Below are 15527 nucleotides of genomic sequence, written 5' to 3' on the forward strand. Positions count from 1 at the left end.
CCTTGTGGGCACGGCGCACCGGGGCGTCAGGCGCGGCAGCAATCCTGCGGTCGCGGCAACCGAGTAACTCAAGGAGTACGGCCATGGCCGTCGTCACGATGCGGGAGCTGCTGGAAAGCGGCGTCCACTTCGGTCACCAGACCCGTCGTTGGAACCCGAAGATGAAGCGCTTCATCTTCACGGAGCGCAACGGCATCTACATCATCGACCTTCTCCAGTCGCTGTCGTACATCGACCGCGCCTACGAGTTCGTCAAGGAGACCGTTGCCCACGGCGGCTCCATCATGTTCGTCGGTACCAAGAAGCAGGCCCAGGAGGCCATCGCCGAGCAGGCGACGCGCGTTGGTATGCCGTACGTCAACCAGCGTTGGCTCGGCGGCATGCTGACCAACTTCTCCACCGTCTACAAGCGCCTTCAGCGTCTGAAGGAGCTTGAGGCGATCGACTTCGAGGATGTGGCCGCGTCCGGCCTCACCAAGAAGGAGCTCCTGGTCCTCTCGCGCGAGAAGGCCAAGCTGGAGAAGACCCTCGGTGGTATCCGCGAGATGTCGAAGGTTCCCAGCGCTGTCTGGATCGTCGACACCAAGAAGGAGCACATCGCCGTCGGTGAGGCGCGCAAGCTCCACATCCCGGTCGTCGCGATCCTCGACACCAACTGCGACCCCGACGAGGTCGACTACAAGATCCCGGGCAACGACGACGCGATCCGCTCCGTCACGCTGCTCACCCGCGTGATCGCCGACGCCGTCGCCGAGGGCCTCATCGCCCGTTCCGGCGCTGCGACCGGCGACCAGAAGCCGGGCGAGAAGGCCGCCGCCGAGCCGCTCGCCGAGTGGGAGCGCGACCTGCTCGAGGGCGACAAGAAGGCTGAGGAGGCCGCCCCGGCCGCCGACGCCGAGGTGCAGACCTCCGCCGAGACCGAGAAGGTCGCCGACGCCGAGAAGGCCGACGAGGCCGCCCCGGCCGAGGCCGCTGCCCCGGCCGCCGAGGCCGAGCAGGCCTGACACCCGTCACGGTTGACGACGGCGGGGGAGGGCGCGACGAGCGCCCACCCCCGCCGCCACCCGTAGATCTTCGCTTCGACTTCGAGAGAGATTCACAGATCATGGCGAACTACACCGCCGCGGACGTCAAGAAGCTCCGTGAGCTCACCGGCGCCGGCATGATGGACTGCAAGAAGGCGCTCGACGAGGCCGACGGCAACGTCGACAAGGCCGTAGAGGCCCTGCGTATCAAGGGTCAGAAGGGCGTCGCCAAGCGCGAAGGCCGTTCTGCCGAGAACGGTGCCGTCGTCTCCCTCATCTCCGAGGACAAGACCTCCGGCGTCCTGCTCGAGCTGAAGTGCGAGACGGACTTCGTCGCCAAGGGTGACAAGTTCCAGGCCGTCGCCAACACGCTCGCCGCCCACGTCGCGAAGACGTCCCCGGCCGATGTCGAGACGCTGCTCGCGTCCGAGATCGAGCCCGGCAAGACCGTCCAGGCGTACGTCGACGAGGCCAACGCCAACCTCGGCGAGAAGATCGTCCTGGACCGCTTCGCGCAGTTCACCGGCGGTTACGTCGCTGCCTACATGCACCGCACCATGCCCGACCTTCCGCCGCAGGTCGGCGTCCTGGTCGAGCTGGACAAGGAGAATGCCGAGATCGCGAAGGATGTCGCTCAGCACATCACCGCGTTCTCGCCGAAGTACCTGAACCGCGACGAGGTCCCGGCCGAGACGGTCGAGAACGAGCGTCGTGTCGCCGAGGCCACCTCCCGCGAGGAGGGCAAGCCCGAGGCGGCTCTGCCGAAGATCGTCGAAGGCCGTGTCAACGGCTTCTTCAAGGACGTCGTCGTGCTGGAGCAGCCGTTCGCCAAGGACAACAAGAAGTCCGTCCAGAAGGTTCTGGACGAGGCCGGCGTCACGCTGAAGCGCTTCTCGCGCATCCGCGTCGGCGGCTGAGTCCGTACGCGATCGACCTAAGACCCCGATAGGGTCTGACGCAGTCGTCCGCGTGCGCGCCGGACGACCGCAGATCTGACGAGGAGGCCATTGCCGCAGAGGGAACCGCAAGGACCCACCGGCAATGGCCTTCTTCGTATGTGCACGAGGAGATCTCCATGAAACAGGGCGCGGACGCCAAACAGTCTGCCGACGACAAGATCGACAACGGCAAGAAGAGCGGCCGCTTCATGCTGAAGCTGTCCGGCGAGGCGTTCGCCGGCGGTGGCGGGCTCGGCGTCGACCCCGACGTCGTGCACGCCATGGCGCGAGAGATCGCAGCGGTCGTACGCGACGGTGCCGAGATCGCCGTCGTCATCGGCGGCGGCAACTTCTTCCGTGGCGCGGAGCTCCAGCAGCGCGGCATGGACCGGGCGCGCTCCGACTACATGGGCATGCTCGGTACGGTCATGAACTGCCTCGCCCTCCAGGACTTCCTGGAGAAGGAAGGCATCGACTCCCGCGTCCAGACCGCCATCACCATGGGTCAGGTCGCGGAGCCGTACATCCCGCTGCGCGCCGTACGCCACCTGGAGAAGGGCCGCGTCGTCATCTTCGGCGCCGGTATGGGCATGCCCTACTTCTCCACGGACACCACCGCGGCACAGCGCGCCCTGGAGATCGACGCCGAAGCCCTGCTCATGGGCAAGAACGGCGTGGACGGGGTCTACGACTCCGACCCCAAGAAAAACCCGGACGCGGTGAAGTTCGACGCGCTGGAGTACGGCGAGGTGCTCTCCCGCGACCTCAAGGTCGCCGACGCCACTGCCATTACCCTTTGCCGCGACAACGCGCTTCCGATCCTTGTCTTCGAACTGCTCGCCGAAGGCAATATCGCGCGCGCCGTCAAGGGTGAGAAGATCGGCACCCTCGTGAGTGCGCAGGGCACCCGGACCTGATCCGGGTGACGCCCCTGTGAGGGGATAGACAAAGCCCTGCCGGTCGGACACCGTGCAGGACTAGACGCGGGTTACTCCGGGCCTGAATGCTGAGTTCCGGGCCCACTCAAGACATGCAGGAGCAGTGGTGATCGAAGAAATCCTCCTCGAGGCCGAGGAGAAAATGGAGAAGGCCGTCTTGGTCGCCAAGGAGGACTTCGCCGCGATCCGCACCGGCCGTGCGCACCCGGCGATGTTCAACAAGATCGTGGCCGACTATTACGGCGCGCTGACGCCCATCAACCAGCTGGCCTCGTTCTCGGTTCCCGAGGCGCGGATGGCCATCGTGACGCCGTTCGACAAGACCGCGCTGCGCAACATCGAGCAGGCGATCCGGGACTCCGACCTCGGCGTCAACCCGAGCAATGACGGCAACATCATCCGGGTGACGTTCCCCGAGCTGACGCAGGACCGTCGCAAGGAGTACATCAAGGTCGCCAAGACCAAGGCCGAGGACTCCAAGATCTCGATCCGCTCCGTCCGCCGCAAGGCCAAGGAGACCCTCGACAAGCTCGTCAAGGACAAGGAGTCCGGCGAGGACGAGGTCCGCCGTGCGGAGAAGGAGCTCGACGACACCACCGCGAAGTACGCCGCGCAGGTGGACGAGCTGCTCAAGCACAAGGAAGCCGAGCTGCTCGAGGTCTGATGAACGACTCTTCCTGGGGGGCCCCACCCCGGAGCGACTACGCCGGTGCGTGGGGACCCTCCGACCCGGGGCCCGTCCCGGCGGGTCCCGCCTACGATGCGCACGGGGCCGATCAGACTCGCCCCATGCCCATCGTGCCCGAGGAGCCCATGCCCACCCCGCCACAGCCCCCGCAGAAGAAGCGTGCGGGCCGTGACCTGCGTGCCGCCATAGGGGTGGGCGCAGGGCTCGGCGCGGTGATCATCGCGTCGCTGTTCATCTGGAAGGCCGCCTTCGTCGGTGTGATAGCGGTCGCCGTGGTCGTCGGGCTCTGGGAGCTGACCTCGCGGCTGGAGGAGCGCAAGAGCATCAAGGCTCCGGTCGTGCCGCTCGCGGTCGGCGGTGCGGCGATGGTCGTGTCCGGTTACATCAGGGGCGCCGAGGGCGCGTGGACCGCCATGGCGCTCACCGCGCTCGCGGTGCTCGTCTGGCGCATGACCGAGCCGCCCGAGGGCTACCTCAAGGACGTCACGGCCGGCGTCTTCGCGGCGTTCTACGTGCCGTTCCTGGCGACGTTCGTCGCGCTGATGCTCACCGCGGAGGACGGGGCACAGCGCGTGCTCACGTTCCTGCTGCTGACAGTGGTCAGCGACACGGGTGCGTACGCCGTGGGCTGGCGCTTCGGCAAGACCAAGCTCGCGCCGCGCATCAGCCCGGGGAAGACCCGGGAAGGGCTGGCCGGGGCGGTCGCCTTCGCAATGGTGGCGGGTGCGCTGTGCATGCAGTTCCTGGTGCACGACGGGACGTGGTGGCAGGGTCTGCTGCTCGGTGTCGCGGTGGCGGCGAGTGCGACGCTCGGTGACCTCGGCGAGTCCATGATCAAGCGTGACCTCGGCATCAAGGACATGGGCACGCTGCTGCCGGGCCACGGCGGAATCATGGACCGCCTGGACTCACTGCTGCCGACGGCTCCGGTGGTCTGGCTGCTCTTCGTGATCTTCGTAGGTACCGGCTGACCTGTGGTCTTGTCGGTTTGGGGTCCGCTGTCCACAGGACGGCGGACCCTTTCCGTACGTCTGCGACACTGGTATGACCATGCCTGTACCCGGAGAACTCACTTTCGTCGCGCCGCGCGGAGCCAAGAAGCCCCCGCGGCATCTCGCCGACCTCACGCCCGCCGAGCGCCGCGAGGCCGTGGCTGCGATCGGCGAGAAGCCGTTCCGTGCCAAGCAGCTTTCGCAGCACTACTTCGCGCGGTACGCGCACGACCCCGCGGAGTGGACCGACATTCCCGCCGGTTCGCGCGAGAAGCTCCAGGCGGAGCTGCTGCCCGACCTGATGACCGTGCTGCGGCACATCAGCTGCGACGACGACACGACGCGCAAGACCCTGTGGAAGCTGCACGACGGCACGCTCGTCGAGTCCGTGCTGATGCGCTACCCGGACCGGGTCACCATGTGCATCTCCTCGCAGGCCGGGTGCGGTATGAACTGCCCGTTCTGCGCGACCGGGCAGGCGGGGCTCGACCGCAATCTGTCGACCGCCGAGATCGTGCACCAGATCGTGGACGGCATGCGCGCGCTGCGCGACGGCGAGGTCCCTGGGGGTACCTCCCAGGCCGGAGGCTCTGGGGGAGGGCCCGCCCGGCTGTCCAACATCGTCTTCATGGGCATGGGCGAGCCGCTCGCCAACTACAAGCGGGTCGTCGGCGCCATCCGGCGGCTGACCGACCCCGAGCCGGACGGACTCGGCCTCTCGCAGCGCGGGATCACCGTGTCCACGGTGGGCCTGGTCCCGGCGATGCAGCGCTTCTCTGACGAGGGCTTCAAGTGCCGCCTCGCCGTGTCGCTGCACGCGCCGGACGACGAGCTGCGCGACACGCTCGTACCGGTCAATACGCGCTGGAAGGTGCGTGAGGTACTGGACGCGGCGTGGGAGTACGCCGAGAAGTCCGGCCGCCGGATCTCCATCGAGTACGCGCTGATCCGCGACATCAACGACCAGGCGTGGCGCGGTGACCTGCTCGGCCGCCTCCTCAAGGGCAAGCGTGTGCACGTCAACCTGATCCCGCTCAACCCGACGCCGGGCTCGAAGTGGACCGCCTCCCGTCCCGAGGACGAGAAGGCCTTCGTCGAGGCGATCGCCGCCCATGGCGTGCCCGTGACCGTACGGGACACGCGGGGCCAGGAGATCGACGGAGCGTGCGGGCAGCTGGCGGCTTCGGAGCGGTAGAGGGGCCCGTGTAACGTGGGCCGCACATTTACATATTCCGACAGGGGAGCGCCACAGCGCTGAGAGTGCGGCACGCTTTTTTCAAGCAGAGCCGCAGACCCTCTGAACCTTGCCCAGGTCATTCTGGGTAGGAAGTTCGGTCACTACTCGAGCTGTTGCGCCCTGCCCATTTTCCGTGGGCAGGGCCGCGTCTCTTCCTGGTTGCCCAGGAGGAATTCAGTGAGCACCACCAAGAAGTTCGCCGTCACCACCCTGGCCGCGGCGCTCGGCGTCTCGACGCTGGCTGCGTGCGGCGGTTCCGGTGACGACGAGTCGTCCACCGGATCGAAGTCGAAGACCGTCACGCTCGTCAGCCACGACTCGTTCGCCGCTTCCGACGCCGTACTGAAGGCGTTCACCAAGGAGACCGGCTACACCGTCAAGGTCCTCAAGAGTGGGGACGCGGGCGCCGCCCTCAACCAGGAGATCCTGACCAAGGGCTCCCCGCGCGGTGACGTCTTCTTCGGCGTGGACAACACCCTCCTCTCGCGCGCACTCGACAACGATCTCTTCACGCCGTACGAGGCCAAGGGCCTGGACAACGTCCCGGCTGCCCTTCGGCTGGACGGCGACAAGCACCGGGTCACGCCCATCGACACCGGCGACATCTGCGTCAACTACGACAAGAAGTACTTCGCCGACAAGAAGCTCGCGCCGCCGAAGTCCTTCGACGACCTGGCCAAGCCGGCGTACAAGAACCTTCTCGTCACCGAGAACGCCGGGAACTCCTCGCCCGGTCTCGGCTTCCTCCTCGGCACGGTCGCGCAGTACGGCGACGACAGCTGGAAGGGCTACTGGAAGAAGCTGAAGAACAACGGCGTCAAGGTCGTCGACAGCTGGGAGCAGGCGTACAACGAGGAGTTCTCGGGGTCCGCGGGCGGCAAGAAGGCCAAGGCCGACCGGCCGCTCGTCGTCTCGTACGCCTCCAGCCCGCCCGTCGAGGTCCTCTACGCGGAGCCGCAGCCCAAGGAGGCGCCGACCGGCGTCGCGACCGGCACCTGCTTCCGGCAGACCGAGTTCGCCGGTCTGCTGAAGGGCGCCAAGAACGAGGCGGGCGGCAAGGCGCTCATCGACTTCCTCATCGGGAAGAAGTTCCAGGAGGACATGCCGCTGAACATGTTCGTCAACCCGGTGATCAAGGACGCGAAGCTGCCCGAGCTGTTCACGGAGCACGGCGTGGTGATCGACAAGCCGCATACGGTGGCGCCCGACAAGATCGCCGACAACCGTGAGCAGTGGGTCAAGTCGTGGTCCTCGCTCGTCCTGAAGTAGCCACAAGCGTGCGCGGGGGCGCGGTGCGGCTCGGCCTCATGGCCGGTCCCGTCGCGTTCTTCGCACTCTTCTTCGCCTATCCCGTGGTCGCGATCGTCGGTCGCGGGCTCAAGGCGGAAGGCGTCTGGCAGTTCGGCCGGGTCGGTGAGGTGCTCGGCGATCCGGACATTCTGGACGTCCTGTGGTTCACGACGTGGCAGGCCGTGGCGTCGACGGCGCTGACCCTGCTGATCGCCCTCCCGGCGGCGTACGTCTTCGCGCGGTTCGACTTCCCGGGCAAGCAGTTGCTGCGGGCCGTCGTCACCGTGCCGTTCGTGCTGCCGACGGTCGTCGTCGGGACCGCGTTCCTGGCGATGCTGGGGCGGGGCGGGCTGCTCGACGAGCTGTGGGGCGTACGGCTCGACACGACCGTGTGGGCGATCCTCCTCGCGCACGTCTTCTTCAATTACGCGGTGGTCGTACGGACCGTGGGCGGCCTGTGGTCGCAGCTCGACCCGCGCCAGGAGGAGGCGGCGCGGGTGCTCGGCGCCGGGCGGTTCGCGGCCTGGCGGCGGGTGACGCTGCCGGCCCTCGTGCCCGCCGTCGCCGCCGCCGCGCTGATGGTCTTCCTCTTCACCTTCACCTCCTTCGGCGTCGTACAGATCCTGGGCGGCCCCGCCTACTCCACCCTGGAGGTGGAGATCTACCGGCAGACCGCGCAGCTGCTCGACCTGCCGACGGCGGCCGTGCTGACGCTGACGCAGTTGGTGGCGGTGGGCGCGATCCTCGCCGTACACGCCTGGACCGTGCGGCGCAGGGAAACCGCCCTGAAGCTGGTCGACCCGGCGCAGACCGCCCGGCGGCCGCGCGGGGCGGGGCAATGGGCGCTGCTCGGCGGGGTGCTCGCCACGGTGGTGGTGCTGATACTTCTGCCGCTCGGGGTGCTCGTCGAGCGGTCGCTGGACGGGCCCGACGGCTACGGCTTCACGTACTACCGCGCGCTTCAGTCGGCGGCCGCGAGTGGGGGCACCTTCCTCGTGCCGCCGCTGGAAGCGGTGTGGAATTCGCTGCAGTACGCCCTGGTGGCGACCGCCATCGCGGTGGCCGTCGGGGGGCTCGCGGCGGCGGCACTCACTCGGCGTGCGGGGCGGCTCGTGCGCGGCTTCGACGCGCTTCTGATGCTGCCGCTGGGCGTGTCCGCCGTGACCGTCGGCTTCGGTTTCCTGATCACCCTGAACCGGCCGCCGCTGGATCTGCGGACGTCGTGGATTCTGGTGCCGCTGGCGCAGGCGCTGGTCGGGGTGCCCTTCGTCGTACGGACGATGCTGCCCGTACTCCGGGCGGTCGACAGCAGGCTGCGCGAGGTGGCGGCGGTGCTCGGTGCTTCGCCGCTGCGGGCCTGGCGGGAGGTCGACCTGCCGATGGTGCGGCGGGCGCTGCTTGTGGCGGCCGGGTTCGCTTTTGCCGTGTCGCTGGGCGAGTTCGGGGCCACCGTCTTCATCGCACGGCCCGACAATCCGACGCTGCCGGTGGCCGTGGCGCGGCTGCTCGGGCGGGCGGGGGACCTCAATTACGGTCAGGCGATGGCCCTGAGCACGATTCTGATGGTGGTGTGCGCGGTGTCGCTGCTGGTCCTTGAGCGTGTTCGTACCGACCGGTCGGGAGAGTTCTGATGCTGCGGCTCGACGGGGCGACCGTGCGGTTCGGGAAGCGCGCGGTGCTCGACGCGGTGGATCTGGAGGTCGCGGACCACGAGATCGTATGCGTGCTCGGGCCGAGCGGCAGCGGGAAGTCCACGCTGCTGCGGGTCGTCGCCGGGCTCCAGAGCGCCGACGCCGGGCGCGTACTGCTCGACGGGCGCGACCAGCGCGGAGTGCCGGTGCACCGGCGCGGTGTCGGCCTGATGTTCCAGGACCATCAGCTCTTCCCGCAGCGGGACGTCGGCGGCAATGTCGCCTTCGGGCTGCGGATGCGGGGCGCGGCCAAGGCCGAACAGGTGCGCCGGGTGCAGGAGTTGCTGGAGCTTGTCGGCCTGCCGGGGGCGCAACGCCGCGCGATCGCCACGCTGTCGGGCGGCGAGCAGCAGCGGGTCGCGCTCGCGCGGGCGCTCGCCCCGCAGCCCAAGCTGCTGATGCTCGACGAGCCGCTCGGCCAGCTCGACCGCGGCCTGCGCGAACGCCTCGTCGTCGAACTTCGCCAGCTTTTCGGGCAGTTGGGTACGACCGTACTGGCCGTCACCCACGACCAGGGCGAGGCCTTCGCGCTCGCCGACCGTGTGGTGGTGATGTGCGAAGGGCGCATCGCGCAGACCGGCACGCCGCTTGAGGTCTGGCAGCGGCCGGCCTCCGAGTTCGTCGCCCGCTTCCTCGGCTTCGACAATGTCGTCCCCGCGACGATCAGCGGCGAGGCCGCCGACACGGTGTGGGGCAAGGTCCCCGTCCCGGCAGGGTCGGCGCAGGGCGAAAGCCGCCTCCTGGTCCGCCCGGCAGGCGTCCGGATGGTGCCGGCCGAGGACGGCCTGCCGTGCACGGTAACGGCCCGTACCTTCCGCGGCAACCATGTCGCCGTACTCCTGCAGCCCGCGAACGCTCCACAGCTGGAGGCCGAGTGCTCGCTGTGGGACGCGCCGGACGAGGGAGCGGAGGTGGGGGTCGCTTTCGCGGCGGAGGACGTCGTGGTGCTGCCGCCGCCGCTGCCGTCGGACTCCGGCGGCTCCGGCTCGCGTGACGATCAGAGCGCCGGCGCTCACGGCGGACTGCTCAAGACTGACGGTCGCGCCTGACAGTCCCGCCGCGTCCGGAGCCGGTACGCGTGAGTCGCGCGGGCCAGTGCCAGGCCGTACAGCGAGAAGCCGCCGTACGCGACCACCACGACCCACGGCGCATGGCTTTCCGGGCCCTTGCCCTCCTCGATCACACCGGCCCAGGTCAGCGCGCCGAACACGAGCAGGAAGATGCCGAAGGGCGCCAGCGCTCCTGCTCCCGCCCAGCCCAGGCCGATGAGGGGCAGTCGCGGGAGGCGCTCGCCCCAGGGGCGGGTCAGCGCAAAGGCCAGCGCCATGCCGATCAGGGCCAGTACGGCGGTGATGTCGACGCCGTGGTCGTACAGCCAGATCCCCGCGTTGCTCGTGTACTCCGGGTCGATGCCGGGTCTGCCGTCGCCGGTGTAGCCGACGGTCGCGCCGAGTGCCCAGGCCGTCTTGAGCGTGACGTACGGCAGCAGGGCGGCCGCTCCCAGCAGGCCCGCCCGGGTGCGGTGGCCGACGGTGACGGGCCGGGTGGTGTTGGTGTGGCCGCTGTTGCCGCAGTACGGGCAGACGCCGCGCGCATGCCGCTGGTAGGCGAGCGCCGCACACGCCCACAGCACGGCGCCGGCCACCGCCACGCCTTGGTTCGCCAGCCCTGCCCAGTCCACCGGGGGCTGGTTGCGGGAGAGGAAGGCGAGGAGGTGGATCGGAGTGAGGAGGAAGCCGAAGCCCGACATGAGGCAGAGCGCGACCACCGCCCAGGCGACGCGGGGCGGCCATCGGAGGCCGGGGCGCCGGAGCATGACGTATGCGAGGAGGGCGGTGGCGGCGTAGACCGCGGTCAGTGCCCATTCGGCGCCGGTGCCGCGCCCCTTGTGCGCGATCGAGTAGCCGAGGCGTGGGCCGAGCGCGGCGATCGCTGCCCCTGTGGCGTACGCCGCGGACCATCCGAGGGCGGCCCGCCCGGCCCACGCCGGCCAGGTCGCCCGTAAGTTCTTGATTCCCATACGGGGAGCGTGGCGTCGGCGGCGGGTGCGGGGCGTCCGGCCGGGGGACGGTCCTTGTCCGCCGCTCGGGGGAGCGGCGGATCGGCCCTACGGCTGAGCGTGTTGCGGCGCGCTTGTACCGCCGGCGAGGCGGGATAGGCCCTGCCCGGGTGGCGTCGGGGGAGGGGTGCGTCGCGGTGGATTTCCCCCACCCGCCCGTTCCCGCTCGTCCGGTTGCGGCTCCGCCGCGAGACGCACGAGACCGCTGGATCCCTGGGTGCCTCGTCCCCAGGGTGGCAGCTTCACGCCGCGGGTGGCCGCGGCGCGGTCGGTGCCGGGGGCGGGCCGGCGCGGGCGTGGCTCGGCGCTGGGCCCGGGTGACTGTCATGCGCGGCAGCCTCTGGGCTGCGGGCCGGCGCTGCGGGGTCGGTGGTGGCGTCGGTATGTGCGGCCGGGCGTGGCCCGAGCTGAGCCCCGGGGGTGGCATCAGCGGCGGCCTGGTCGCCGCAGGAGCCCCGCTGTGCGGTCGGGGGTGTCATGCGTGGCGGGCTTGTGCCATCGGCCCCGATGCGCGGGGGTTGTGGGGTAGGGGACTGCCGCCGGCGCCGGAACCGGCGCTATCGGGCCTCGCCCGGTGGGGGCAGGGGACTTCGGGAGCCTCGTGTCAGGGCTTCAAAGGCAGTGCCGCCAGTTCTGCCACCGCCCACGTCAGCGGGGCGAACGTCGTCAGCAGTGCCGCCGCTCTCACGGCCGCCGCCGTGCGTAGTGCTTGCGTGGGGGCGCCCAGGCGTACCAGGGCCTTCGTGGTTTCCGTACGGGCGTGTTTCGACTCCAGCGTCGCTGTCAGCAGCGTTGCCACCGTGCAGCCCAGTACCAGGGTCGCGCCCAGGCCCGTCAGCGGGCCGACGGGGTGCGGGGTGGCGCCGGCGTCGTACAGGGTGGCTGCGGCGATCGCCGCCGAGGCCACGGCGCAGACCACGCCCAGCGGGCGGCCGATGCGGCGGGATTCGCCCATCAGGACCCGGCCCGCCAGCAGGCGTACGGCTCCGGGGCGTACTGACTGGAGTACGCGGCCGCAGAGGTACGTCACTCCGGGGCCCGCCAGGGCCAGGCCCAGCGCCGTGAGGGCCCAGCCCACGAGGACGCCCGCCGGGAGGACGTCGATCCGGCCCGGCAGCGGGAGCGGAGCGTCCGGCGTGCCCTTGCTCGCGTACGCCTCCACCGCCAAGCCCGCCGCCGTGAGCGCAGCACCCCAGGGCAGGCCCGTGGGCACCGGCTGCGCGGGGGCCGGTTCGTCGGACGGCTCGGCGGGGCGGGGTCGCAGGGCCATGGCGCTCGCGGTCGCCGCCGCCACCGGTACCACGCAGAGCAGGGTGAGTGCTGCGGCCAGCGGCAGTGGCTGGTGCGCGGCCAGCAGCCCGGCCGCCGCACCGTCGAAGGGCAGGCCGCTGAGGTCACCGCGCAGGTGGAGGAAGAAGAGCAGGGCCAGCGAGCTGCCCAGGGTGCACGAGACGGCCGTGGACACGGCGGCGAGCGCCGTGAGGTGCGCCGGACCGAGGCCGACGGCGGAGAGCCCGGCCCGCGGCGGACTGGTGCTGGGGTCGGTCCTGGCCACCGCCACCGCGAACTGCACCGTGGCCGTGATCGGGGCCAGGCACCAGAGCAGGCGAAGCAGGGAGCCGGTGGAGTGCGCCGGGTGTCCGACGGCGTACCCCAGCGTGCACAGGAGGAGGAAACCTACGCCGGCCGACGCAGCCGCGACCAGCAGGCGGCGCAGCAGGACGATCGGGTGGGTACCGCGGGCTAGACGGAGAGCGAGCACGCGGCCCGGCCTTCCGCACCAGCCACCTGTACAGAGTTGACGCGGCGGCCGTCGAGCAGCGAAACCGTACGGTCCGCGAGGGTCGCCACCTCCGCGTCGTGCGTCGCGAGGAGGACCGTGATCCGGTGCGACCGGGCGGCGGCGGTGAGCGTACGCAGGACCTGCGCACGGTCGGTCTGGTGCAGCGGCGCGGTCGGCTCGTCCGCGAAGACGACCGAGGGCGTGGTCACGAGGGCGCGGGCGACGGCGACGCGCTGGCGCTGGGACTGCTGGAGGGCCGCCGGACGCTTCCGGGCGATCATGCCGATGTCGAGCCGCTCCAGCCACTCCATGGCGGCCTTCTTCGCGGCGCGGTGCGAGGCGCCGTGCAGGAGGAGGGGGAGGGCCGCGTTTTCCCAGGCGTTGAGTTCCGGTACGAGCCCGGGTTCGGGGCCGATCCAGCCGAACCGGTCGCGGCGCAGCCGCTCACGTACCAGCGGTCCCATGGTGTGCACGGGTGTGCTGTTGAACCACACCTCGCCCTGCTGCGGGACCAGCTGACCGGAGAGGCACCGCAGCAGAGTCGTTTTGCCGCTTGCCCGCGGGCCGTTGACCGCGAGGATCTCGCCCTCGCGCACACCGAGCGACACGCCCGTGAGGGCAGGGGAGCCGCTGTGGGAGTAGTGCAGGGACCGTGCCCAGAGCACATCGTTGTCCGGCGGGGCCTCCATGGCGTACACCTCACGTCTTGAGTGTCACAGCACGTCTTGCAGTGTCACAGCAGATATCCCCTCCCCCGTACGGGGGAACGAAGACGGGGCCGATCGGTCACTGCACCGTAAGGATTCGAGGCGTGGTGGCGTGGAAAGCGCGCGGCCCGGATGCCCCCGTTCTCACTCGAACGGGCGCATCCGGGCCGCGACTGGGTCATACGATCAGAGCTTGGTCCAGGCCTCCGTCAGCACCTGACGCAGGATGCCCTCGATCTCGTCGAAGGTCTCCTGGTTGGAGATCAGCGGCGGCGCGAGCTGGACGACCGGGTCGCCACGGTCGTCGGCGCGGCAGTACAGACCGTTGTCGTACAGCGCCTTGGAGAGGAAGCCGTAGAGCACGCGCTCCGTCTCCTCGTCCGTGAAGGACTCCTTGGTGACCTTGTCCTTCACGAGCTCGATGCCGTAGAAGAAGCCGTTGCCGCGTACGTCGCCGACGATCGGCAGGTCGTGCAGCTTCTGCAGCGTGCTGAGGAACGCGCCCTCGGTGTCGAGGACGTGCTGGTTGAGGCCCTCACGCTCGAACAGGTCGAGGTTGGCGATACCGACGGCCGCGGAGACCGGGTGGCCACCGAAGGTGTAGCCGTGCAGGAAGGTGTTGTCACCCTTGTAGAACGGCTCCGCCAGGCGGTCCGAGATGATGCACGCGCCGATCGGGGAGTAGCCCGAGGTCATGCCCTTGGCGCAGGTGATCATGTCCGGTACGTAATCGAACTTGTCGCACGCGAACATCGTGCCGAGGCGGCCGAAGGCGCAGATCGTCTCGTCGGAGACGAGCAGCACGTTGTACTGGTCGCAGATCTCGCGGACCCGCTGGAAGTACCCGGGCGGCGGCGGGAAGCAGCCACCGGCGTTCTGCACCGGCTCAAGGAAGACGGCGGCGACCGTCTCCGGGCCCTCGAACAGGATCTCCTGCTCGATCTGGTCGGCGCACCAGCGGCCGTAGGCCTCCGGGTCGTCACCGAAGATCGGGGCGCGGTAGATGTTGGTGTTCGGAACCTTGTGCGCACCCGGGACGAGCGGCTCGAAGGGCGCCTTCAGGGCCGGCAGGCCGGTGATCGACAGGGCGCCCTGCGGGGTGCCGTGGTAGGCGACCGCGCGGGAGATGACCTTGTACTTGGTCGGCTCGCCGGTGAGCTTGAAGTACTGCTTCGCCAGCTTCCACGCGGTCTCGACGGCCTCGCCGCCACCGGTGGTGAAGAAGACCTTGTTGAGGTCGCCCGGCGCGTAGTTCGCGAGGCGCTCGGCCAGCTCCACGGCCTTCGGGTGGGCGTACGACCACACCGGGAAGAAGGCCAGCTCCTGCGCCTGCTTGTACGCCGTTTCGGCAAGCTCGTGACGGCCGTGGCCGGCGTTGACGACGAACAGGCCGGAGAGGCCGTCGAGGTAGCGCTTGCCCTTGTCGTCGTAGATGTAGGTGCCCTCACCACGCACGATGGTGGGCACGGGTGCGTTCTCGTAGGACGACATGCGGGTGAAATGCATCCACAGGTGGTCGTACGCGGTCTTGGAGAGGTCCTGGCTCACGACTATCGGGTTCCCCACATATAGGTCTGCTTCTTCAGCTTGAGGTAGACGAAGCTTTCGGTGGACCGCACACCGGGGAGCGTGCGGATCCTCTTGTTGATCACTTCGAGAAGGTGGTCGTCGTCCTCACAGACGATCTCCACCATGAGGTCGAAGGAGCCCGCGGTCATCACCACGTACTCGCATTCGGCCATGGCCGTCAGCGCTTCGGCGACGGGGTCGAGGTCGCCCTCGACATTGATGCCGACCATGGCCTGCCGCCGGAAGCCCACGGTGAGCGGGTCGGTGACGGCGACGATCTGCATCACGCCCTGGTCGAGCAGCTTCTGTACGCGCTGGCGCACCGCCGCCTCGGAGAGGCCCACGGCCTTGCCGATGGCGGCGTAAGGACGGCGTCCGTCCTCCTGGAGCTGCTCGATGATCGCCAGAGAGACGGCGTCGACCGTTGGTGACGATCCGTTCCCGGTTCTGGAATCTGCGCTTCTACTGGCCACGTCTTCACTGTGCACGGGTCTCGTCCGTCTTGCAACCCCAAACCGATGAAATTCGTTGTTCGAGGGTCAAGATCTCACTGAATCCGAAGTTCACGGCGGGTAGGTATGTCGAAAGCGATACCTGAGCGACTAGGGTG

Annotated in this window: 14 protein-coding genes; 9 read left to right on the forward strand and 5 right to left on the reverse strand. The window is 69.3% G+C overall.

The window, feature by feature from the left end:
* Nucleotides 1-83 precede the first annotated feature (83 nt).
* The 9 genes from rpsB (at nucleotide 84) to PXH83_RS23230 (ending at nucleotide 9848) form a co-directional block, all read left to right on the forward strand.
* The gene (gene rpsB, locus PXH83_RS23190; RefSeq protein ID WP_274562477.1) at nucleotides 84-1004 is read left to right on the forward strand and encodes a 30S ribosomal protein S2; all 921 of its coding nucleotides are present in this window, start codon (nucleotides 84-86) and stop codon (nucleotides 1002-1004) included.
* A 101-nt stretch (nucleotides 1005-1105) separates the two neighbouring features.
* Nucleotides 1106-1942: a translation elongation factor Ts gene (tsf, locus tag PXH83_RS23195; RefSeq protein WP_274562478.1), complete on the forward strand. Its 837-nt coding sequence runs from the start codon at nucleotides 1106-1108 to the stop codon at nucleotides 1940-1942.
* Between the two features lie 158 nt (nucleotides 1943-2100).
* Nucleotides 2101-2880: a UMP kinase gene (pyrH, locus tag PXH83_RS23200; protein ID WP_214927801.1), complete on the forward strand. Its 780-nt coding sequence runs from the start codon at nucleotides 2101-2103 to the stop codon at nucleotides 2878-2880.
* Between the two features lie 127 nt (nucleotides 2881-3007).
* On the forward strand, nucleotides 3008-3565 hold the full coding sequence (gene frr / locus PXH83_RS23205) for a ribosome recycling factor (RefSeq protein WP_274562479.1): 558 nt from the start codon (nucleotides 3008-3010) through the stop codon (nucleotides 3563-3565).
* On the forward strand, nucleotides 3565-4560 hold the full coding sequence (locus PXH83_RS23210; protein WP_274562480.1) for a phosphatidate cytidylyltransferase: 996 nt from the start codon (nucleotides 3565-3567) through the stop codon (nucleotides 4558-4560). Before frr ends, PXH83_RS23210 begins: the two co-directional genes overlap by 1 nt.
* Nucleotides 4561-4639: 79 nt before the next feature.
* Nucleotides 4640-5776, forward strand: a complete 1137-nt coding sequence (rlmN, locus tag PXH83_RS23215) for a dual-specificity RNA methyltransferase RlmN (RefSeq protein WP_274562481.1) — start codon at nucleotides 4640-4642, stop codon at nucleotides 5774-5776.
* Nucleotides 5777-5995: 219 nt separating this feature from the next.
* A complete protein-coding gene (locus PXH83_RS23220; RefSeq protein WP_274562482.1) occupies nucleotides 5996-7087 on the forward strand; it encodes a thiamine ABC transporter substrate-binding protein in 1092 nt (363 codons plus the stop codon).
* A 38-nt stretch (nucleotides 7088-7125) separates the two neighbouring features.
* Nucleotides 7126-8739: an ABC transporter permease gene (locus PXH83_RS23225; RefSeq protein ID WP_274562982.1), complete on the forward strand. Its 1614-nt coding sequence runs from the start codon at nucleotides 7126-7128 to the stop codon at nucleotides 8737-8739.
* A complete protein-coding gene (locus tag PXH83_RS23230) occupies nucleotides 8739-9848 on the forward strand; it encodes an ABC transporter ATP-binding protein (RefSeq protein ID WP_274562483.1) in 1110 nt (369 codons plus the stop codon). Before PXH83_RS23225 ends, PXH83_RS23230 begins: the two co-directional genes overlap by 1 nt.
* On the opposite strand, the gene PXH83_RS23235 is transcribed toward PXH83_RS23230, so the two are convergent.
* The 5 genes from PXH83_RS23235 to PXH83_RS23255 all read right to left on the reverse strand — a co-directional run bounded on the left by PXH83_RS23235 (nucleotide 9812) and on the right by PXH83_RS23255 (nucleotide 15405).
* On the reverse strand, nucleotides 9812-10819 hold the full coding sequence (locus PXH83_RS23235; protein WP_274562485.1) for a hypothetical protein: 1008 nt from the start codon (nucleotides 10817-10819) through the stop codon (nucleotides 9812-9814). The two genes, PXH83_RS23230 and PXH83_RS23235, sit on opposite strands and share 37 nt — an antisense overlap.
* A 643-nt stretch (nucleotides 10820-11462) precedes the next feature.
* Nucleotides 11463-12620 (reverse strand): hypothetical protein, encoded by a 1158-nt coding sequence (locus tag PXH83_RS23240; RefSeq protein WP_274562486.1) that lies wholly within the window; start codon nucleotides 12618-12620, stop codon nucleotides 11463-11465.
* Nucleotides 12602-13330: an ABC transporter ATP-binding protein gene (locus tag PXH83_RS23245; RefSeq protein ID WP_274562487.1), complete on the reverse strand. Its 729-nt coding sequence runs from the start codon at nucleotides 13328-13330 to the stop codon at nucleotides 12602-12604. Before PXH83_RS23245 ends, PXH83_RS23240 begins: the two co-directional genes overlap by 19 nt.
* Nucleotides 13331-13534: 204 nt before the next feature.
* Nucleotides 13535-14914: an aspartate aminotransferase family protein gene (locus tag PXH83_RS23250; protein ID WP_274562488.1), complete on the reverse strand. Its 1380-nt coding sequence runs from the start codon at nucleotides 14912-14914 to the stop codon at nucleotides 13535-13537.
* Complete coding sequence (locus PXH83_RS23255; protein WP_214927833.1) at nucleotides 14899-15405, reverse strand: Lrp/AsnC family transcriptional regulator; 507 nt, start codon at nucleotides 15403-15405, stop codon at nucleotides 14899-14901. Before PXH83_RS23255 ends, PXH83_RS23250 begins: the two co-directional genes overlap by 16 nt.
* Nucleotides 15406-15527: the final 122 nt, after the last annotated feature.

Source organism: Streptomyces spiramyceticus (genome assembly GCF_028807635.1).
Taxonomy (GTDB): domain Bacteria; phylum Actinomycetota; class Actinomycetes; order Streptomycetales; family Streptomycetaceae; genus Streptomyces; species Streptomyces spiramyceticus.